Origin of the sequence: Streptomyces siamensis (genome assembly GCF_039543605.1) — a bacterium.
Classification (GTDB): Bacteria; Actinomycetota; Actinomycetes; order Streptomycetales; family Streptomycetaceae; genus Streptomyces; species Streptomyces siamensis.
Window position 1 is genome coordinate 137,938 of the sequence record NZ_BAABKB010000004.1, and the last position, 17,870, is coordinate 155,807.

Genomic DNA, 17,870 nt, shown 5'->3' on the forward strand with positions numbered 1-17,870 from the left:
AGCGGCGGCCCGGACCGCCCTCCCCTCCCGTGGCCGCCGGCCCACGGTACGGGCTTCCGCTTTAGTCCAGACGACTGGTTCACCCGCGCGCCAGGATGAACGGTGGGGTCGTGCGCCCCGCGACACCGGTGCCCGGCTGTCCGCGACCATTAGCGTCACTCCTTGTGTCGATGAGTCATGCATTCGTGAACCTGAAACCCGGAGTGGGAAAGACGACCAGCGCGGTCTGGTTGGCTCACGCGCTTCACGAGTCGGGCATCTCACCGTTGCTCGTGGACAGCGATCCCGCCTCCTCCGCCCTGCGCTGGAGCGAACTGGCGGGCGGCTTCCCCTTCCCCGTGGTCGCCCTTCCCGTGGGCGACGTGCACCGGCGTGTGAACGACTTCCTCGGAAACCGGCAGGCCGTCGTGTTCGACGCGCCGCAGATGGAGGATCACGCCCACATCACCCGGAGCATCATGAGGTACGCGGGCGAATGGATCGTGCCGGTGACACCGGCCCCCATCGAACTGGACCGCATGGCACCGATCGGCGGCGAGATGGGCGACATGCAGTCGTTGCGCGCCCATCCGGCCCGCGCCGCCGTTCTGCTGAACCGCACCAATCGTCCCGACGCCACGCGCACCGGCCCCGATGCCGACGCGCGCGAGGCGCTCACCGAGCGCGGCTTCGACGTGCTGTCCACCCACATTCCACGGCTCGACCTCTACGCCCAGTCGTTCGGCGGCCCCGTCGAGGTCAAGGGATCGGCGTACATGGATCTCGCCGACGAGCTCATCAAACGTCAGGACAAGGCATGAACCAGCGCAGGGACACCTACCGAGCCGCCTTGCAACGCGGACCGGAGGTCATCGCACCGCCCCGGCACACGAAGGTCACCGAGTTCCGCACCCGGTACGTCCGGGTGACCATCGAGCTCGATCCCGATCTGCCTCGGGACCTCACCCGGTGGGTGAGACCACCCGTCGCCGCGCTCCTGCGCGCCGGAGCCGCCGCGCTGCGCCCCCTGAAGAGCACCCCGTAGGCCTGCGGCACGCGGGGAGCCCCACGTCGAGTTGCACCGTTCCACCCGGGATGCTGTGTGGTCGATGGGCGACTAGCATCAAAGGACGAGAGCCGCTCTGCGGGTCAGGCCGAACGACGTAGTCCTTGGTCGCCAGGGATCGCCTGACCTGCGTCCCGTACTCGGGCGGCACCATCCACAGCGGCGCCGGACCCCTCGCCCGGCCGCCGCGGCCATCCGTCACGTGCCTGGATCCGCACGTTGGGTGGGAAGGAAGGCAAGTCCATGAATGCACACCGCGCGAGGCGCTTGGCCGCGATGTCCGCCGTCGGAGTTCTGCTGGCCGGCGGTGCCGCAGTCGGCGCAGCTGGTACGGCCTCGGCCGCGACCCCGGCCCAGAGCGTGACCAACGTCAGCAACTACTGCGGACACGGTGGCTGGTGGAACCGCTGCGACAACGGCTACGGCTACGGCGGCGACTTCTATCGCACCGGCTACGGCTACGGCTACAACAACGGTTGGTACGGCTACAACAACGGTTGGTACAACGGCTACAACAACGGTTTCGGCAACGGCGTCGTAGTGATCGTGGTCCCCTGAGAGCGACACCGCAGCACATGAGCGAGGGGCGCCACCCGGGAGTCGGGTGGCGCCCCTCGGTCGTGTGCTGCGCTCGCGGAGAGCTCAGGCCGCCAGCCGTCTCGGCGTGCGGTCGGGCTCGGCGAACGGTCCGGGTCGGCCGGGAGCGGGGTCCGGCGAGTGGACCCGCCCGGCCGATGGCAGGGGTCACGGTCAGGGGCCGGCTCGGCCGGTCGCCGGGGTCGGGCGGTGGTCGGGCTCAACCGCCTGCCGGTCGGTCGAGGAGGGCCGTGACCTGCCGGCCGACCGCCTCCCACGCGACGCCGTCGAGCTCGCCGAGGGCCGTGCCGCGCAGCGCGCTCAGCGCCCGCTCGGTGTCGCCGTCACGGGCCGTGCTGCCGCTGAGCACGTCGTAGCCGTGGCGGACGGCGACATGGAGGCTGGTGCCGGCGCCGCCGTCGGCGTGCAGTGCCGCGGCGACGACGAGGGGCGGCGGACCGCCCGCGTCTCCCTGCGCCTTGTGACTGGAGCTGGCGACCGGCTCGCGCCAGCGGAGCCCGAGCAGCAGCGGACGCTTGGCCACCACCTCGCTCAGGTCGGTCTCGTGCACGCCGTCGGACTCCAGCACCGTGGCCCGGGCGTCCAGCACCAGGGCCGCCGGAAGCAGACAGCGCAGGCTGCTGCCGACGAGGTTGCCGCCGACCGTCGCCGTCCTGCGTACGGCCCCGGTGCCGACCGTCGCGGCGGCCAGACGCAGCGCGTCCGGTACCCGGTCGTCGATCCGGTTCAGCACCACGGCACTGCCCAGCTCCTCGCGCCCGATGGCATTGGCCGTGGGCAGGTCCCGCAGCGACATGGCCTGTGCGGGGAAGCCGTCCCGCTGCCAGGTGGCCCATATCAGCGTCGCCCCACCGATCGGGACCGCCCCTTCGGCCAGGCACTCCTGCGCTTCGGAGAGGGACGTGGGGAATCGCACCAGCACCGCGACCGACCTGCCTTCCTGGAAGTTGAGCGACGGGCAGGCCAGGCATCGGCCGTCTTTCCGTCGGCACGGCGCATTTTCGCCGTCCCTGCGGGGGCGCATCCAGGGCTCACGCGAGCAAGCCGTGCGCCGCGCACCCCGCGACGTGCACCGTCCGGGCTCATGCCTCCGTCGTCAGGACCACCTTCCCGGCGATCTCGCGGCGCTCCAGCGCCGCGTGGACGTCGGCGGCCTTCATCAACGGTTCGACCGCTCCGATCCGTGGCACCGTCCGACCGCTGCGGGCCATGCCGAGGAGCCGCTCCAGAGCGGTGCGGTACCAGTCGTGGCCGGCCTTGATCTCGTGGGGCACCATGCTCAGCGCGGTGCGGCGGCCCGGCCGCAGGTTCATCGCCTTCACCCGCACGGCGCCGCGCACCGTGTCCGCCACCATGTGGCCGGGGCGGCCCGCGAACGCGTAGCTGACCAGTACTCCCCCGGGCGCCAGCGCGCGGTACCCCTTGCGCAGTCCCGGTCCGCCGATGTGGTCGAACACCGCCTGGACACCCTCCGGTTCCCGCTCCCGCAGCACCTCGCCGAAGTCCTGCCGGCGGTAGTCGATGTGGGTCACGCCGTGACGGGCGAGCAGTTCTTCGGCGCCGGGCGCCGAGGCGGTGCCGTACATCCGCAGCCCGAGGAGGGCACCGAGGCGGCTCAGTGCCTGGCCGACTCCCCCGCTCGCGCCCTGGATCAGGACGGTGTCGCCGGCCCGGACACGGCCATGGGTCTCCAGGACGCTCACCGCCGTCAGGTGGTCGAGGGGAATCGCGGCGGCCGTCACCGGGTCGAGGCCGTCGGGCAGCGGGACGAGCTGCCACAGCGGCAGGGTGACGTACTCGGCGTACGCACCCATCTTCGTCAGGGAGACCGCGACGCGCGTTCCGGAGGTGAGCCAGGCGGGCCGCGGCCCGTCGGCCGTGAAGTCCACGATCTCGCCCACGAGTTCGTATCCGGGACCGAACGGCGGCCTCCGTTGCAGCAGATAGTCGCCCGACCGTGCCATCAGGTCGGTGAAGCCCACTCCGGCGGCGAGGACCTTGAGCCGGGCATGCCCCGGCGGCGGCTCCGGCAGCGTGGCCTCGACGGTCCGCAGCACCTCCGGGCCGCCGAAGCGTTCGACGACGATCTTCCGGTACGTGATCTCGCTCATGAACCTCACCACTTTCTGTGTCGTGTCATTAAGTTACACGACACATATTGAGGTGACCAGCTCGCACGGAAGATCGAGAGGGGATGAATGTCGTGTAACGTAGTTGTCTCGTCCGTCGATCCCGGGGAGCGTCGCGATGGAACCGGCCGAAGAAGCCCGTTTCCTCATCCTGGCCGCGCAGCGCGAGGGCAACCGCCGGCTCGCCCACGGACTGCGCCCGCTGGGGGTCACTCCCGCCCAGGCAGAAGTACTGCGCCTGCTGGCCGAGCGACAGCCGCTCAGCATGTCGGGGCTCGGGGCTCTGCTGGTGTGCGAGAGCGGCGGCAACCCCAGTCGCCTGGTGGACCGGCTGGTGACCGCCGGACTCGTACGCCGCGAGGAGGGCAGCCGCGACCGACGGCACGTGGAGCTCACCCTCACGCCCTCGGGGCACGAGACGGTCCGCTCGGTGGCCGCGGTGGAAGCGGAACTGCACGCCGGTATCAGCGCCGCGGCACAGGGACACGATCTCGACTCGGTTCTCGCCTTCCTGCGCAGCCTGGTGGCGGATCAGGACGCGGGCAGGGCGGTCGCCCTGCGCGCGGGCAGGCCCACCTCCGACGACGGGAAGAGCCGGCACGCCTGACTCCGGCCGCGCACGCACCGCCTCCGTGCCGCCGCCCGGCGGGCGCGCCGCCGGGCGGTTCACCCGCAGGGCGGCGCGACACCGGCTCGGCGACCGGGGTGTCTCCCGCTAGACGGAGGCCACGACCTCACCGGACATGACCTCCGGAGGGTTGGGAAGCAGCGACGCCAGGTTGTCCCGCACGAAGACCGCCGCCTTCTTGATCGATTCGCCGGCCCCCGCCTCGCTCTCGAAGACGCTCGTCGAGACCATGACGCCGTTCCCGGCGTCGACCCAGTAGTAGGCCAGGAGCCCCGGGATCTCGCGGATGAGGGGGACGAACCCCTCGTTCACGCGGCGCCCCGCCTCGACGGGGTCGGTCACTCCTGAGTAGCGTCTGACGGCTGCGTACACAGCTGTTCTCCTCACGGTTCGGGCAGTCTGCTGCCCAGACGCCGTACCCGCCGAGCGGGGGCCGCGCCCGCGGATCGTCCGGCAATCACCGGAAGGGGCCGGTCTGCGGTCCGAATGGCGGTAACTCAACTCTCCTCGTCACCAGACGAGTTGTCTGCCCGGCGAACAGCGGCGGCCAGGCGCGGGGCCGGAAGGCAGGACGGACCGAAGCCCGAGGACGGCTGCCGCCGCAGCGCTCAAGGGCGTCTCGGCGCTCGTCCTCCACCGGGCCGGGTCCACGACGACGTACGTGCACGGTCACTCGGCCTTCCTGAACACCTCCGACATCCCGTCCCCCGTGTCCCGGGCGAGCAGCCCCGTCGCGTCCGGCGCGATCAGACCCACGCGTGTGGCCAGTTCCCGGCCGTGCACGTCGACCGCCGCCTCGACGAGCCCCGCCAGCACGTCCAGTGCGGTGCGAGCACGCGAGCGGGCCACCGCCGCGCATCCGGCGGCGATCAGCGCGGCCGGCCACCACCAGCAGGCGAGCAGGGCGTAGCCCGCGGCCCAGGCCGCGAGGCGCGCCGCGGCGCCGAAGGAGTCACGGGCCGCCTGGATCTGCCGTACGGCGGGCTCGGGGAGGATCAGCCACAGCCGCGGCCACAGGGCGGCGAGATCCACACCGTAGGCGGCTTCGACGCGGTCCGCCGTCGCCTGCATGCGGTCGCCGTACCAGGTCGGCCGGGTCGGCTCGCGCGGCGCGACGCGGTCGCGGGCCTCGGTGAGAGCCTGGATCCGCTCCCACGTCCGCCGGGGGATCGCCACCGCGCCATGCGCCGCGGCACCGGTCGGCCCGGCCTGTGCGACCGCGGCCTCGACCTGGGCGTCACGTGCCTTCCACCGACGTTCGCGCCGTGCGGTGCGGGCACGCGAGAGCGGGTCCCGGCCGAACCGCAGCCAGTACTGCTCGACGGCGCCGCCGAGGAACTGTGCGACCAGCGAGGCCGCGGTCGCGGTGAGCAGGACGAGCGCCACCAGGAGCGCGGCCGTGCCGGTCCGGTCCAGGGCGGGCCGGGTGGCGAGGTCGTCGAGCGTGGAACGCAGTCGGTCGATGTCGTGCCAGTGGCGGTGACCCAAGGTGGTGCCGACGGCGGTGGTGGCGAGGAACAGGGCGCCCGGCAGAACCAGCAGGTTCAGCCAGCGCTCGGTGAGCTTGCCGCCCAGGGTGGCGAGGAGGGGATTCATGGGATCAAGAGGCCGCGGGCGGTCACCGCTCGGGTTCCAGCCGGGCCTTGCGCATGCGCGCGCCGTGGACGGCACAGGGCGGCGCGGGCAGCAGGTCGCGCGCCCGTTCGAGGCGGGTGCAGGGCGTGGAGGCCGGGCACACGGCCACCTTGAGGTGTGCCGCGACGCCCGGGGCCGTGGAGCCCCTCGAATCGCCCGCGAGTCCGCCGGCGTGCCCGGCCCGGCGCAGCGCGTGGTCCACGTCGTCGTAGCCGGCCGCCAGCGCGGCGGAGTCGGCGCCCGACCGCAGCAGGGTGAGTGCGCGCTCGGCCGCCGCCCGGACCTCGGGCAGTCGCCGCACGTTCCCCGACGAGCCGAGCAGAGCGCAGAACGCTGCGGTCCGGTGGGCGAGTTCGCTGCGGTCGGGCGGCTCGGTCATGGCCCAAGTGTGCCGCAGAATGAGGACAGTTGAGGATGGTCGTGGTGATGACGGAGTCGGCATGGGGGTGTTCGGCAACGTGCGGGACGATCGGGACCGGCTGGTCCGGGCGGTCCATGACCGTGTCCAGCGGTCCGGCACCGCGGACGGGCGGGTGGACCGGGACACCGTGTTCGGCGACGAGGCGGATGCCGAACTCCGCGCACTGCTGAGAGCCGCCGACCCGCGGACGGACATGCAGGCCCGGCACGCGGCCGGCTGGCTCTGCGTCGCGCGTGCCGCGGCCGACCCCGGGGAACACGGCCGGGTCCACGGGTGCATGGCAGGGACGCTGCTCTTCCCGGTGTGGGTGTCCGATCCCGGCCTCGTGCCGCCCGAGTTGGCCGCGAACTACGCAGCCCTCGATCCCGCTGTGCGCCCGGATCCAGCGAACGCCGACGGACCCGGCGAATGGTGGGCCGGTTGCGCCGCGTTCGCGATCGCCGCCGAGGGCACGCAGCACGATCCGCCGCCCGACGCCTCCGAGGACACCCGCAGGCTCTACGAGTTGGCCACGCAGTTCGGTGCCATGACGACCTCGCGCGAAGTGCAAGTGGCCACCGCGATCGGGTGCGGCACGCTCGCCGTCCTCGCGACGCCGGAAGAGGACCCCGTGCACCTGTCCCGGGCCGAGAGTCTGTCGGAGGTGTTGGCCCTCGCCAACATGTCCTGGCCGTTCGGGGACCTGAGCATCGATCCGGTCCGGTCCGGTCACCGTGTCCTCAAGGGCACCCCGTCCGACTCCCCCGACCGGCTTCTCGCCCTGAGCAACCTGAGCATCCGGCTGATGGAGCGCTACCGCCGGTCGTACGACCGGGAGGACCTGTACGAGGCGGCCGGCATCGCCCGCGACGTACTGGCCCAACTGCCGCCGGGGAGCCCGCATCTCGCGCACTGCTTCAGCACAGCGGGGAGCGCGCTGATGATGCTGCGTCAGCGGGAGGGCGGCACGCCCGAGGAGTACGACGAGGTGGTGGACCTGTTCCGCCGGGCCACGCCCCACGACCCGAAGGGACCGGCGGCCGCGGGCCTCAACCTGGGGCTCGCACTCGTCCTGCGCGCCCAGCGCACGGGCCACGTGGACGACCTGGACGAAGCGGTCCGGGTGCTGACCGAGGCGCTCGCGGTGTCCTGGGATCCGCAGCAGGGAGCCGCGCTGCGCCGGGCCCTGGGCAACGCACGGCGCGCCCGCTTCACCATGACCGGCGGCGATCCGGCGGAACTGGACGGAGCGATCGCGCAGTTCTCCGACACGGCAGGCGCCTCCGGGGAGGCGACGCCGCAGACCGCTCCGCGACTGCTCGGTCCCGCCATGGCCCTGTACAACCGCTACGAGCGCAACCCGGAGGAGAACGAGGCCGACCTGACCGAGGCGCTGCGGCTCCTGCGGTCCGCCGTGGCCGCCCTGCCGCGGGACCACCCGGACCGGCCCGTCGCGCTCGACGATCTCGGTCTCGTGCTGGTCAGCAGCTACGCGCGCACGGGCGATCCGGAGGAGTTGCACGAGGCCGTGCGGGCGCATCGGGAGGCGGTGGCGCTCACCCCCGGAGGCCACGAGATGCTCGGAGTCCGCCTGCTCAACCTGGGTATGGCACTGGGGGTGCGGCACCTGCTCACCGAGGACGGGGAGGACCTGCGGGAGGCCCGGGAGTTCCGCGACCGGGCCGCCACACTGCCCGGTCTCGGCCCCGCGCACGAGGCGATGCTGCGAGGTTCGCAGGGGATCAGCCTCATGACGGGCTTCGCGCGCGCCGCTGATCCGGTCGCCCAACTCGGCAAGGCGATCGACCGGTTGAGGCAGGCGGTCGCCCTCACCCCGGAGGGCGACCCGCGGTTGCCGCGGCGGCGCCACAACCTCGCGGCCGCCCTCATGTCCCGATGCGGTCACAGACCGCTGCTCAGCGATGCCCGCGAGGCGCGCGAACTGGCCGACGCGGTCATCGCGGCGCTGCCCCCTGCCTCGCCCGACCTGCCGGGTGCCCTTACGGTGGCGGCGAGCTCGCGACTGCTGAGTCCTCGCACCCTGTGGTCGTCGGCCGCCCGCGACGAGGCCGTCGCACTGTTCCGCCGGGCGGTCGAGCTCACCCCGCCCGGCCACACCCAGCGCACGCCGCGTCTGATGAATCTCGGCAACGTCCTGCGCGACCGTGGGCCGGGACGGCGTCGCCGTCGAGCCGATCTGGCCGCGGCGGCGGCCGTGTTCCAGGAAGCGGCCCGTGAAGAGCAGTGCGCGCCGTCCGTCCGCCTGGACGCGGCCCGCGTCTGGGGCGACGTCCGGGCCGAGCTCGGTGACTGGGCCGACGCCGTCGACGGCTATGCGCTGGCCGTGGACCTGCTGCACTCGGTCGCTCCGCGCCATCTGGCGCGCGACGACCAGGAGTTCCTGCTGAGCCGTACCGTCGGACTGGGTGCCGCGGCGGCGGCCTGCGCGGTGCGCTGCGGCCGGCCGGGACTCGCGGTCGGTCTGCTCGAACAGGCCAGAGGCGTGCTGCTCTCCCACGCCTTCGACGCCGACAGCGATCTGACCCGGCTCCGGGAGAGGGCCCCGGAACTCGCCGACCGGTTCGAGCGACTCCGCGAGGCCTTGGACTCGGCCACCGACAACCGGGCGCAGGCGTTCCTCGTGGAGGGCCCCCTGACCCATGCGCGGGACGCCGACGCACAGGCGGACCTGCGGCAGCGTCTGGCCGCCGAATGGCGGGAGCTGACCCGGCGCATCCGTGTCGAGCATCCCGAGCTCGGCCTGCTGCGCCCGGTGCGGGAATGGGACGAGCGGGAGCTGCGCGCCACAGCCGCGGCGGGCCCGGTGGTCCTGGTCAACGTCTCCCCGTACGGCAGCGACGCGCTGATCGTCGGCGAGCACACCGTCGACGCCGTACCGCTTCCCGGACTGAACCCCCAAGAGGCGGCGAACCGCAGGCAGATCTTGCAGGAGGCGCTGCTGCGTCTGGAGACGCCGGGAATCTCCCTCGCCGCGTCCCAGCGCGCACAGCGCGTCGTGCGCGACACGCTCGCCTGGCTGTGGCGGGCGGTCACCGGCCCCGTCCTCGACCACCTGGGCGTCCCGGCCGCACCCGCCGGACCGTTGCCCCGCATGTGGTGGTCGCCCGGTGGGGTGCTGGGCACCCTGCCGCTGCACGCCGCCGCCCCCGAAGGGCCGGCGCCGGGTGCGCTGGACCGGGTCGTCTCCTCGTACACGCCGACGCTGCGGGCGCTGCACCATGCCCGACAGCGCGCCGCACGCCCGGCCGGCACCGGGGCGCTCGTCGTGGCCGTCGACGCGGTCGCCGGGCTGGCACCGCTGCCCGCCGCACGCCGTGAGGCCGAGCACCTTGCCCGGCTGCTGTCCGCCCCCGAGGTGCTGACCGGCGCGTCCGCCACGCGTCCGGCCGTGCTCGCCGCCCTGCCCCGGCACGCGTACGCGCACTTCGCCTGTCACGCCCTGGGCGATCTGCAACGCCCGTCCGGCAGCAGGCTCGTCCTGCACGACGACACCGAACGCCCGCTGACCGTACGCGACTTGGCCCGGCTCCGGCTGCCGTCGGTGCGGCTCGCCTATCTCTCCGCGTGCAACACGCTGCGTACCAGCCCGGAACTCGCCGACGAGGCTGTCCACATCGTCAGCGCCCTTCAGATCGCGGGATTCCCCCATGTCGTCGGATCCCTCTGGCACGTCGACGACACGATCGGAGCCGGTGTCGCCCAGAGCGTGTACGAGGCCCTGACCACGGATGACGGCACGCTGGACGTCGCCCGGACTGCGCGGGCGCTGCACTCCGCAGTGGACGCGCTGCGCAGCGCCTACCCCCGGACCCCGAGCCTGTGGGCCTGCCAGGTGCACGCGGGTCCCTAGACATCGCCGGCACGACGTCGTCCGTCGCCGGGGGACCCCGCGCGGCTCCGACGGACGTGTCACTCCTCGACCGCGTCCCCCTCGCCGTTCTCGCGGGCCTGCAGGACGGTCGTACGGAAGGAGGCGACCACCGGCCGCAGGTCGATGCGGTGCCAGGCGGCCCACAGGCGGACGGAGGCGTCGAACCAGGGGAGCTCGCGCACGACCACCCCCCGGGTCTGGCCGCGTGTCATGCTCTCCTGCACCAGGGCCACGCCCAGTCCGGAGGCGACCAGGCCGATCGCGGTGAGGGGATCCGGGGCCGCGAGCCTGATGTCGGGGGTGAAGCCGGCCGCCGCGCAGGAGGCGATGAAGCCGTCCCGCCAGGTCACGTCCTGGCTGTTCTCGACCGCGATCCAGGGCTGCCCGTCCAGATCCTCGGGCCGGATCTCCGCCCGTCCGGTGAGCGGGTGGCCGGTCGGCAGGGCCAGCAGCAGGGGGTCCACCAGCAGGGGCGCGGACCGCAGGTCGGGATCGTCGGCGGCCGGTGCCTCCGGGACGAGGGCGATGTCGAGGCTGCGCTGCCTGAGGCCCTCGAACTGCTGCGCCGCGGTCAGGTCGTAGAGCGCGACATGGATACCGGGGCGATCGTCGTGCAGATCACGCAACGCGCGCGGCAGGACGCCGGTGTGCATGGCGTCCCCCACATATCCCACGCACAGGCCTCCCTCCTCGCCCCGGCCGAGGCGTCTGCCGAGGTTCTCCAGGCGGTCCGCGTGCCGCAGCAGGGCCTCGGCCTCGGACAGGAAGACCCGTCCGTCGGAGGTGAGCCGGATGCGCTGCTGGCTGCGCTCGAACAGGGTCAGGCCCAGGTTCTTCTCCAGCTGGGCGATCTGCCGGCTGAGGGGCGACTGGGACATGTGCAGCCGCTCGGCGGCGCGGCCGACATGCTCCGCCTCCGCGACGGCCACGAAATAGCGGAGTTGCCGCAGGTCAAGCATGTAAGACCTCTCAGGACTCAAGTGTGTCCAAGCAAGTCTTGGACAGTCTCAATTCCCGATCCTAACCTCGACAGAGCAAGAGCCGCGGAACAGCAGAAACCGCGCAGAACCGCACAGAATTGGAACTACCTCATGGGCATCAAGTCCTTCCTCCCGGGCTCCCTCGGCTTCGGTACCGCGCCGCTGGGCAACATGTTCCGCGACATTCCCGACGACGAGGCCTCGGCCACCGTCCACGCCGCCTGGGACCACGGCATCCGCTACTTCGACACCGCCCCCTTCTACGGCGCGGGCCTGTCGGAGATCCGCCTCGGCGAGGCACTGGCGGACCGTCCGCGCGACGAGTACGTGCTCAGCACCAAGGTGGGGCGCGTCATCCTCGACGAGCTGGAGGACCCCGCCTCTCGCGAGCTGGGCGAGAAGGGCGGTCTGTTCGAGCACGGCCGCCCGAACAAGATGATCAACGACTACTCGGCGGACGCGACGCTGCGCTCCATCGAGGACAGCCTCCGGCGTCTGCGGACGGACCGGCTGGACATCGTCTGGGTGCACGACGTCGCCCAGGACTTCTACGGCGACGAGTGGCTCGCCCAGTACGAGACGGCCCGCACCGGTGCCTTCCGCGTCCTGCAGCGGCTCCGCGACGAAGGCGTGATCCGGGCCTGGGGCCTGGGCGTCAACCGCGTCGAGCCCCTGGAACTGACGCTGGACCTGGACGAGCCGCGCCCCGACGCGTTCCTGCTCGCCGGCCGCTACACCCTCCTCGACCACGACCGGGCGCTCGAGCGGCTGCTGCCCGCCGCGGTCGCGCAGGACGTCGACATCGTCGTCGGCGGACCGTACAGCTCCGGCATCCTCGCGGGCGGCCGCCACTTCGAGTACCAGGAGGCCCCGGCGGCCATCGTCGCGAAGGTCGAGCGCCTCAAGGCCCTGGCGGCCGAACACGGCGTCGGCATCAAGGCGGCCGCCCTCCAGTTCGCCCTCGCCCACCCGGCGACCGCCGCCGCCGTCCCCGGGGCCACCCGGCCCAGCCGTATCGCCGAGGACGTCGCCGCGCTGCGCGAGACCGTGCCGGCCGCCTTCTGGGCGGCACTGCGCGAGGAGAAGCTCATCGCGCCCACCGCCCCCGTCCCCGCTCTCTGACCTCACCCGCCCGTTTCCCCGGAGGCATCACCATGGCCACCACCCGTGCATCCATCGACATCCCTCGCAGCGCCGACCGCGTCTGGGACCTGATCGGAGGCTTCGGCTCGCTGCCCGACTGGCTCCCCTACATCCCCCAGAGCGATCTCAGCGAAGGCGGTCGCGTCCGGAGCCTGACCAACGAGGACGGCGGTGTCATCGTCGAACGCCTCCAGGTCTTCGACCAGGAGGCGCGCAGCTACTCGTACGCGATCGAGCAGGCGCCCTTCCCCGTCACCGGATACCTCTCCACCCTGACCGTCCACGAGGGGCCGACGGCCGGCACCGCGCGGGTGGAATGGTCGGGCTCGTTCACTCCGGCCGGGGTCGGCGACGCCGAGGCCGAGGAGCTCTTCCACGGCATCTACACGGACGGACTCGCCTCGCTGCTGCGGACGATGACCTCCTGACAGCTCCGGCGTCCGTCGCCGGACACCGTGACGGCCGCATCACGGGCAGGGCTTCGCCGACCGGGAGGCGGCCGTCCGGTCGAACAGAAACGGCCGCCGCGGCGTCGAAGTCCATGAGGAGGGCGATGCCGTCGCCCTCCGTGCAGGCCCGAGAAGCCGGAGCAGACGCTCCACGAGGAGGCGCATCATGACATCCCTGTTCCCGACCGCCCGGACCGCGACGGTGTGGACCCTGCCGGCAGTGGTCCTCGCCGCCCTGTGCGTCGCCTGCACGTCGTCGGGCGGGGACGACGACGTGCAGGGAGCGTCGTCGTGCGCGGCCCTGGTCGAGTACCAGGACCGCACGTACACGGGCGCCGAGGTCGGGGACTTCAAGGTCGGGGACGCACTGGGTGCCGCCACCCTTCCGCCGTGCAACGACACCGGCGATCTCGACCACGCGACGCCGACCCCGACGACGGCCTACGCGATCGAGGGCGTGGACCCCGCGGTCGCCGTCGCGCTGGAGCAGTCGCCCGACGGCGTCGTGTACGTCAACAACGCCTCCGGCAAGGAACTGCCGGAGATCAAGAAGATGATCAAGGGTTCCTGAACCCTCCCCTCCGGGGCGGAGGTTCGCGGTTCGACCTCCGCCCCGGCCCACGGGCGCCTTCCCTAACGACCGGCCAGCGCCGACCGCTTGTACGAGTAGCCGGCGTAGACGGCGACGCCGATGACGAACCAGACGGCGAACCGCACCCAGGTCTGCCACTGCAGGAACGTGATCAGCCAGATCGAGAAGACGATGCCGAGCGCCGGCACGAACGGCATCCACGGGGTGCGGAAGCTGCGCGGGAGGTCCGGCTGCCGGTAGCGGAGCACGATCACCGCCGCGCAGACCACCACGAACGCCAGCAGGATGCCGATGTTGGTCAGTTCGGCCGCCTCGTTGATCGGCAGGAACCCGGCGATGGCCGCCGACGCCACCCCGACGATCCAGGTCACGCGGGTCGGGACGTGCCGCGTCGGGTGGGTCTTCGCGAACCACTTGGGCAGCAGGCCGTCCCGGGACATGGCGAACCAGACCCGGGTCACACCCAGCATGAACGTGAACATCACCGTGAGGATGCCGATGATCGCACCGACCGCGATGACGTCCGCCAGCCGGTTCAGACCCACCGCCTGGAACGCCGAGGAGAAGCCGCTCTCCTTGTCGATCTCCTTGTAGTTCTGCATGCCGGTCAGCACCAGACAGGCCAGCACGTACAGCACCATCGCGATGATCAGCGAGTAGATGATCGCCTTCGGCATGTGCCGCTGCGCGTCCTTGGACTCCTCGGCGGCCGTCGACATGGCGTCGTACCCGAACACCGCGAAGAACACCGTCGCCGCGCCGGTGAACGCGCCGCTGATCCCGTAGGGGAAGAACGGGTGGTAGTTGGCGGTGTTGATGTGGAAGAAGCCGACGACGATCACCACCAGCACCACGATGACCTTCAGCGCCACGACCACGGTCTCGAAGCGGGCCGCGCTGCGGATGCCCTGCGTCAGCAGCCAGGCGATCAGCAGGCACAGGATCGCGGCGAACAGATCGACACGGTGTCCGGAGCCGGTGCCGGGGGCGCCCAGCATCCAATTGGGGAGGTCGGCACCCATGTCCTCGACGAGGAAGCTGAAGTAGCCGGAGATGCCGATCGCGACCACCGCCACGATCGCCGTGTACTCCAGCAGCAGGTCCCAGCCGATGAACCAGCCCGCGAACTCGCCGAGCACGGCGTAGCCGTAGGTGTAGGCCGAGCCCGCCTTCGGGATGAGTCCCGCGAACTCGGCGTACGACAGGGCCGCGGCGGCGCTCGCGACGCCGGCGATGAGGAACGACACCAGCACCGCGGGTCCGGCCGTGCCGTTGGCCACCGTGCCGGCGAGGGTGAAGATGCCCGCGCCGATGATGCCGCCCACGCCGATCGCGGTCAGTTGCACCAGGCCGAGCGACCGCTCCAGCCCGGGGCCCTCGGCGACCTCGGTGTCCTCGATGTGCTCAATGGGTTTGCGCCGGAGAATGCCTTCGCCCATTCGGAGCCTGGCCATACGCCTCACCTCTCCACCAACGGCAAACGGCTGACGGCGGATCATGATGGCTCAGGGGGCGCACGGACGGAAGACGCCACGCAAGAGTGCGCCGCGGGAGATCCGCCCGCCCAACGGGAGGTTCTCAGGCTGCCGGAGGGCCGTCCTCCGGGCGCGCCGGCGCGAAGGCGCTGTCGGTGGTCAGGCGCCGATAGGCGGCATGGGCGTTCATCACGCGGGCGAGCGTGGTGCCCAGCACGGCGGCCGTCAGCAGACAGGCGAGCCAGAAGGCGTCGCGGTGCGCGGTCCAGGTCAGGGTGCCCGCCGGCGGAATGGCGAAGCCGTTGAGGAAGAGCCAGCAGAGCAGGGCCGTGCCCGGAGCCGCGGTGAATCGCGCGCAGATGCCGAGGACGGCCGCCAGGACGGAAAGGCCGGCCAGGGCCCATCCGGGGCGGTCCGCGCCCACGGCCGCGTTCAGGAGGGCGACCAGTACCAGCGCTCCACCGGAGGCCGCGGCCCAGACCAGCGGGGTGGCGACGGGCTGGGGCACGGGCCTGGCTTCTGTCCCGAGTCGCACCCACGCCGTCATCCTGACGTTCCCTTCCCGTCGTGTCCGGCGTCGGCAGAACGGGCTGCGCGACCCCCCGCGGCCGGGCGTCCGGCACGCCCTGGGCACGGATTGTTTCACAGGCCCGGTGTCCTGGGGGCCTGTGGATCAGGACGAGCTCTTCGTTAGGGTGTCTTCAATAGTTGTAAAAGAAACAGTCAAGACAACAACAGGCAGGGGGCAGTCGTGGCGGCTGCACGAATGAGCAGTACGCCGTTGCCGGGCATCGGAGTTCGCTACGACCTGACGACGCGCGAGCAGCGCCGTCTGTCGGTGGTGGCCCACCGGGACGGTTCACGGACACTCAGCGCGTACCAGGAGGACGATCCCGACGCCTGCGCACTCTCCGTGCGTCTGGCGTCGGGGGAGGCGGAGAGCCTCATCGACGCGCTGATGCCCACCCACCACAGTCCGAGTCTTCTGTCGACGACAGAGCTGGGGCTGGTGGCGGAGCGGATCGAACTCTCGGCGACCTCGCACTGGAACGGCCGCCTGCTCGGCGACACCCGCATGCGGACGGAGACCGGTGTGTCGATCGTGGCCGTGCTGCGCCGGGCCGAGGCGACACCCTCACCCGGCCCCGACTTCCGTCTGGCGGGCGGCGACACGTTGATCGTGATCGGCACGCGCGAGGGCGTGGAGGCGGCCGCGACGATACTCGGGCGGGAGTGATCGCCTGTGCACTCCTCCGCGGTTTTCCTGATCGAATTCGGCGCGATCATCCTCGGGCTCGGGCTGCTGGGGCGGTTCGCGGGACGGTTGCAGTTCTCGCCCATCCCCCTCTACCTGCTGGCCGGACTGGCGTTCGGAGAAGGCGGAATCCTTCCCCTCGGTGCCAGTGAGGAGTTCGTGGCCATCGGCGCCGAGATCGGCGTCATCCTGCTGCTCCTGATGCTCGGCCTGGAGTACACGGCCAGCGATCTGGTCTCCAACCTCAAGACCCAGTACCCGGCCGGCCTCGTGGACGCCGCCCTCAACGCGCTGCCCGGCGCGGTGATGGCGCTGCTGCTCGGCTGGGGCCCCGTGGCCGCGGTCGTCCTGGCCGGAGTCACCTGGGTCAGCTCCTCCGGGGTGATCGCCAAGGTGCTCGGCGATCTGGGGCGGCTGGGCAATCGTGAAACACCGGTCGTCCTCAGCATCCTGGTCCTCGAGGACCTGTCCATGGCGGTCTACCTGCCGATCATCACCGCCCTGCTCGCCGGCACCGGTCTCGCCGCCGGAAGTGCCACCCTCGCCATCGCGCTCGGTGTGGCGGCCCTGGTGCTGCTGGTGGCGGTGCGCTACGGACGGCACATCTCGCGGTTCGTCTCCAGCGACGATCCCGAGAAGCTGCTGCTCGTGGTGCTGGGTCTGACCCTGCTGGTCGCCGGTCTCGCCCAGCAGTTGCAGGTCTCGGCGGCCGTGGGCGCCTTCCTGGTCGGCATCGCGCTGTCCGGCGAGGCCGCCGAAGGAGCGCACCATCTGCTCGCTCCCCTGCGGGATCTGTTCGCCGCGGTCTTCTTCGTCTTCTTCGGACTGCACACCAACCCCGCCGACATCCCGCCGGTGTTCCTCTCGGCGCTCGCGCTCGCCGCCGTCACCACCGCGACGAAGATCGCCACCGGGTACTGGGCGGCCCGCCGTGCCGGGATCTCGGCCAAGGGCCGCTGGCGGGCCGGCGGAACCCTCGTCGCCCGCGGCGAGTTCTCCATCGTCATCGCCGGCCTCGCCGTCGGTGTCGAACCCCGCATCGGCCCCCTGGCCACCGCGTACGTGCTGATCCTGGTGATCCTCGGCCCGCTCACCGCCCGCTGGACGGAGCCCATCGCCCTGCGCCTGACCAGCCGGAGGCGGACAACCGCGGCCCGGACCGAGACGCCGGTGAAGGCGTCCGTCCCGGCCCCGCGCGGCGAGGTCGACGAACAGGACGCGATCGGCCGATCCTGACCGGTGCCGCCCGCGCCCCCGTGGCGGGGGCGCGGGCGGCACCGACGGACGGACCGGCCCGGAGGACCGCGGCGCCCCGGGCATCAACGGCCCGGGGACCGCCCTCGTCCGCCGGGCGCCCGGTAGGGATCGAGCAGGGACGCGGCGATCCCCAGGAGGACCAGTCCCGTGGCGACGAGGAGTCCGTGCGGGAGGACCAGCCCCGTCGGCAACGCGACCACGGCGGTCGCCAGCACCCACCAGGCGCCGGCCCGCCGTCCTCCTCCGGCACGGACGGTGCGCCCGTTCACCGGCACTCGTGCCGACCGCGGACCGTCCCTCCCGAGCTGCGCGTCAAGACCGGCCAGACCTTCTTCGTCGTACTGGGACACGGCTCTTCCTCCCCGGAACCGACAGCACCTGGAAGCGCAGAGC

The 17,870-nt window shown here is 72.0% G+C and carries 19 protein-coding genes; 10 read left to right on the plus strand and 9 right to left on the minus strand.

All coding sequences use genetic code 11. The annotated features are described in order from the left end of the window. Positions 1–185 precede the first annotated feature (185 nt). The 3 genes from ABEB03_RS10650 (at position 186) to ABEB03_RS10660 (ending at position 1,603) form a co-directional block, all read left to right on the plus strand. Positions 186–800, plus strand: a complete 615-nt coding sequence (locus ABEB03_RS10650) for a ParA family protein (RefSeq protein ID WP_345645202.1) — start codon at positions 186–188, stop codon at positions 798–800. Continuing rightward, positions 797–1,024 (plus strand): hypothetical protein, encoded by a 228-nt coding sequence (locus ABEB03_RS10655; RefSeq protein ID WP_345645205.1) that lies wholly within the window; start codon positions 797–799, stop codon positions 1,022–1,024. The genes ABEB03_RS10650 and ABEB03_RS10655 overlap by 4 nt, the downstream gene beginning before the upstream one ends. A gap of 264 nt (positions 1,025–1,288) precedes the next feature. After that, complete coding sequence (locus ABEB03_RS10660; RefSeq protein ID WP_345645208.1) at positions 1,289–1,603, plus strand: hypothetical protein; 315 nt, start codon at positions 1,289–1,291, stop codon at positions 1,601–1,603. Between the two features lie 238 nt (positions 1,604–1,841). Here the strand turns inward: ABEB03_RS10660 and ABEB03_RS10665 are convergent, their stop codons facing one another. Further along, positions 1,842–2,564 (minus strand): FAD binding domain-containing protein, encoded by a 723-nt coding sequence (locus tag ABEB03_RS10665; protein WP_345645211.1) that lies wholly within the window; start codon positions 2,562–2,564, stop codon positions 1,842–1,844. Positions 2,565–2,724: 160 nt separating this feature from the next. Next, a complete protein-coding gene (locus ABEB03_RS10670) occupies positions 2,725–3,753 on the minus strand; it encodes a zinc-binding dehydrogenase (RefSeq protein ID WP_345645216.1) in 1,029 nt (342 codons plus the stop codon). A gap of 136 nt (positions 3,754–3,889) precedes the next feature. Between ABEB03_RS10670 and ABEB03_RS10675 the strand changes: the two genes are divergently transcribed. After that, a complete protein-coding gene (locus tag ABEB03_RS10675) occupies positions 3,890–4,378 on the plus strand; it encodes a MarR family winged helix-turn-helix transcriptional regulator (RefSeq protein ID WP_345645220.1) in 489 nt (162 codons plus the stop codon). Between the two features lie 108 nt (positions 4,379–4,486). On the opposite strand, the gene ABEB03_RS10680 is transcribed toward ABEB03_RS10675, so the two are convergent. From ABEB03_RS10680 to ABEB03_RS10690, 3 genes are all read right to left on the minus strand, one after another. Continuing rightward, on the minus strand, positions 4,487–4,741 hold the full coding sequence (locus tag ABEB03_RS10680; protein ID WP_345645225.1) for a hypothetical protein: 255 nt from the start codon (positions 4,739–4,741) through the stop codon (positions 4,487–4,489). 327 nt (positions 4,742–5,068) lie between these two features. After that, on the minus strand, positions 5,069–5,995 hold the full coding sequence (locus ABEB03_RS10685) for a hypothetical protein (protein WP_345645228.1): 927 nt from the start codon (positions 5,993–5,995) through the stop codon (positions 5,069–5,071). A 22-nt stretch (positions 5,996–6,017) separates the two neighbouring features. Next, a complete protein-coding gene (locus tag ABEB03_RS10690; protein WP_345645231.1) occupies positions 6,018–6,413 on the minus strand; it encodes a hypothetical protein in 396 nt (131 codons plus the stop codon). Between the two features lie 61 nt (positions 6,414–6,474). On the opposite strand from ABEB03_RS10690, the gene ABEB03_RS10695 reads away from it, so the two are divergent. After that, a complete protein-coding gene (locus ABEB03_RS10695; RefSeq protein WP_345645234.1) occupies positions 6,475–10,305 on the plus strand; it encodes a CHAT domain-containing tetratricopeptide repeat protein in 3,831 nt (1,276 codons plus the stop codon). Positions 10,306–10,364: 59 nt separating this feature from the next. On the opposite strand, the gene ABEB03_RS10700 is transcribed toward ABEB03_RS10695, so the two are convergent. Next, a complete protein-coding gene (locus tag ABEB03_RS10700) occupies positions 10,365–11,285 on the minus strand; it encodes a LysR substrate-binding domain-containing protein (protein WP_345645237.1) in 921 nt (306 codons plus the stop codon). A gap of 132 nt (positions 11,286–11,417) precedes the next feature. Here ABEB03_RS10700 and ABEB03_RS10705 point away from each other — a divergent pair, with 132 nt between their 5' ends. The 3 genes from ABEB03_RS10705 (at position 11,418) to ABEB03_RS10715 (ending at position 13,469) form a co-directional block, all read left to right on the plus strand. Beyond that, positions 11,418–12,428 carry an aldo/keto reductase gene (locus ABEB03_RS10705; RefSeq protein ID WP_345645240.1) on the plus strand — a complete coding sequence of 337 codons (1,011 nt, stop codon included), beginning with the start codon at positions 11,418–11,420 and terminating at the stop codon, positions 12,426–12,428. Positions 12,429–12,460: 32 nt separating this feature from the next. Then, a complete protein-coding gene (locus ABEB03_RS10710) occupies positions 12,461–12,877 on the plus strand; it encodes an SRPBCC family protein (RefSeq protein ID WP_345645243.1) in 417 nt (138 codons plus the stop codon). A gap of 187 nt (positions 12,878–13,064) precedes the next feature. Next, the gene (locus ABEB03_RS10715; protein WP_345645246.1) at positions 13,065–13,469 is read left to right on the plus strand and encodes a DUF6281 family protein; all 405 of its coding nucleotides are present in this window, start codon (positions 13,065–13,067) and stop codon (positions 13,467–13,469) included. A 62-nt stretch (positions 13,470–13,531) separates the two neighbouring features. Here the strand turns inward: ABEB03_RS10715 and ABEB03_RS10720 are convergent, their stop codons facing one another. Together ABEB03_RS10720 and ABEB03_RS10725 are read right to left on the minus strand one after the other, a co-directional pair. Beyond that, entirely contained in the window at positions 13,532–14,944 is a 1,413-nt protein-coding gene (locus ABEB03_RS10720) for an amino acid permease (RefSeq protein ID WP_345645249.1), read from the minus strand. Positions 14,945–15,068: 124 nt separating this feature from the next. After that, positions 15,069–15,512: a hypothetical protein gene (locus tag ABEB03_RS10725; protein ID WP_345645251.1), complete on the minus strand. Its 444-nt coding sequence runs from the start codon at positions 15,510–15,512 to the stop codon at positions 15,069–15,071. A 219-nt stretch (positions 15,513–15,731) separates the two neighbouring features. On the opposite strand from ABEB03_RS10725, the gene ABEB03_RS10730 reads away from it, so the two are divergent. Both ABEB03_RS10730 and ABEB03_RS10735 read left to right on the plus strand, forming a co-directional pair. Continuing rightward, positions 15,732–16,202, plus strand: coding sequence for a cation:proton antiporter regulatory subunit (locus ABEB03_RS10730; RefSeq protein ID WP_345645983.1), 471 nt, complete (start codon positions 15,732–15,734; stop codon positions 16,200–16,202). Between the two features lie 6 nt (positions 16,203–16,208). Then, positions 16,209–17,456, plus strand: coding sequence for a cation:proton antiporter (locus ABEB03_RS10735; protein WP_345645256.1), 1,248 nt, complete (start codon positions 16,209–16,211; stop codon positions 17,454–17,456). An 83-nt stretch (positions 17,457–17,539) separates the two neighbouring features. Here ABEB03_RS10735 and ABEB03_RS10740 read toward each other — a convergent pair whose 3' ends face one another. Further along, positions 17,540–17,827, minus strand: coding sequence for a hypothetical protein (locus ABEB03_RS10740; RefSeq protein WP_345645261.1), 288 nt, complete (start codon positions 17,825–17,827; stop codon positions 17,540–17,542). Positions 17,828–17,870: the final 43 nt, after the last annotated feature.

Excerpts from the sequence above, each read along its gene's own strand:
- ABEB03_RS10655 (WP_345645205.1), top strand. The coding sequence starts at position 797 with ATGAACCAGCGCAGGGACACCTACCGAGCCGCCTTGCAACGCGGACCG.
- ABEB03_RS10660 (WP_345645208.1), top strand. The coding sequence starts at position 1,289 with ATGAATGCACACCGCGCGAGGCGCTTGGCCGCGATGTCCGCCGTCGGA.
- ABEB03_RS10670 (WP_345645216.1), bottom strand. The coding sequence starts at position 3,753 with ATGAGCGAGATCACGTACCGGAAGATCGTCGTCGAACGCTTCGGCGGC.
- ABEB03_RS10675 (WP_345645220.1), top strand. The coding sequence starts at position 3,890 with ATGGAACCGGCCGAAGAAGCCCGTTTCCTCATCCTGGCCGCGCAGCGC.
- ABEB03_RS10685 (WP_345645228.1), bottom strand. The coding sequence starts at position 5,995 with ATGAATCCCCTCCTCGCCACCCTGGGCGGCAAGCTCACCGAGCGCTGG.
- ABEB03_RS10690 (WP_345645231.1), bottom strand. The coding sequence starts at position 6,413 with ATGACCGAGCCGCCCGACCGCAGCGAACTCGCCCACCGGACCGCAGCG.
- ABEB03_RS10695 (WP_345645234.1), top strand. The coding sequence starts at position 6,475 with ATGGGGGTGTTCGGCAACGTGCGGGACGATCGGGACCGGCTGGTCCGG.
- ABEB03_RS10700 (WP_345645237.1), bottom strand. The coding sequence starts at position 11,285 with ATGCTTGACCTGCGGCAACTCCGCTATTTCGTGGCCGTCGCGGAGGCG.
- ABEB03_RS10705 (WP_345645240.1), top strand. The coding sequence starts at position 11,418 with ATGGGCATCAAGTCCTTCCTCCCGGGCTCCCTCGGCTTCGGTACCGCG.
- ABEB03_RS10710 (WP_345645243.1), top strand. The coding sequence starts at position 12,461 with ATGGCCACCACCCGTGCATCCATCGACATCCCTCGCAGCGCCGACCGC.
- ABEB03_RS10715 (WP_345645246.1), top strand. The coding sequence starts at position 13,065 with ATGACATCCCTGTTCCCGACCGCCCGGACCGCGACGGTGTGGACCCTG.
- ABEB03_RS10720 (WP_345645249.1), bottom strand. The coding sequence starts at position 14,944 with ATGGCCAGGCTCCGAATGGGCGAAGGCATTCTCCGGCGCAAACCCATT.
- ABEB03_RS10725 (WP_345645251.1), bottom strand. The coding sequence starts at position 15,512 with ATGACGGCGTGGGTGCGACTCGGGACAGAAGCCAGGCCCGTGCCCCAG.
- ABEB03_RS10730 (WP_345645983.1), top strand. The coding sequence starts at position 15,732 with ATGAGCAGTACGCCGTTGCCGGGCATCGGAGTTCGCTACGACCTGACG.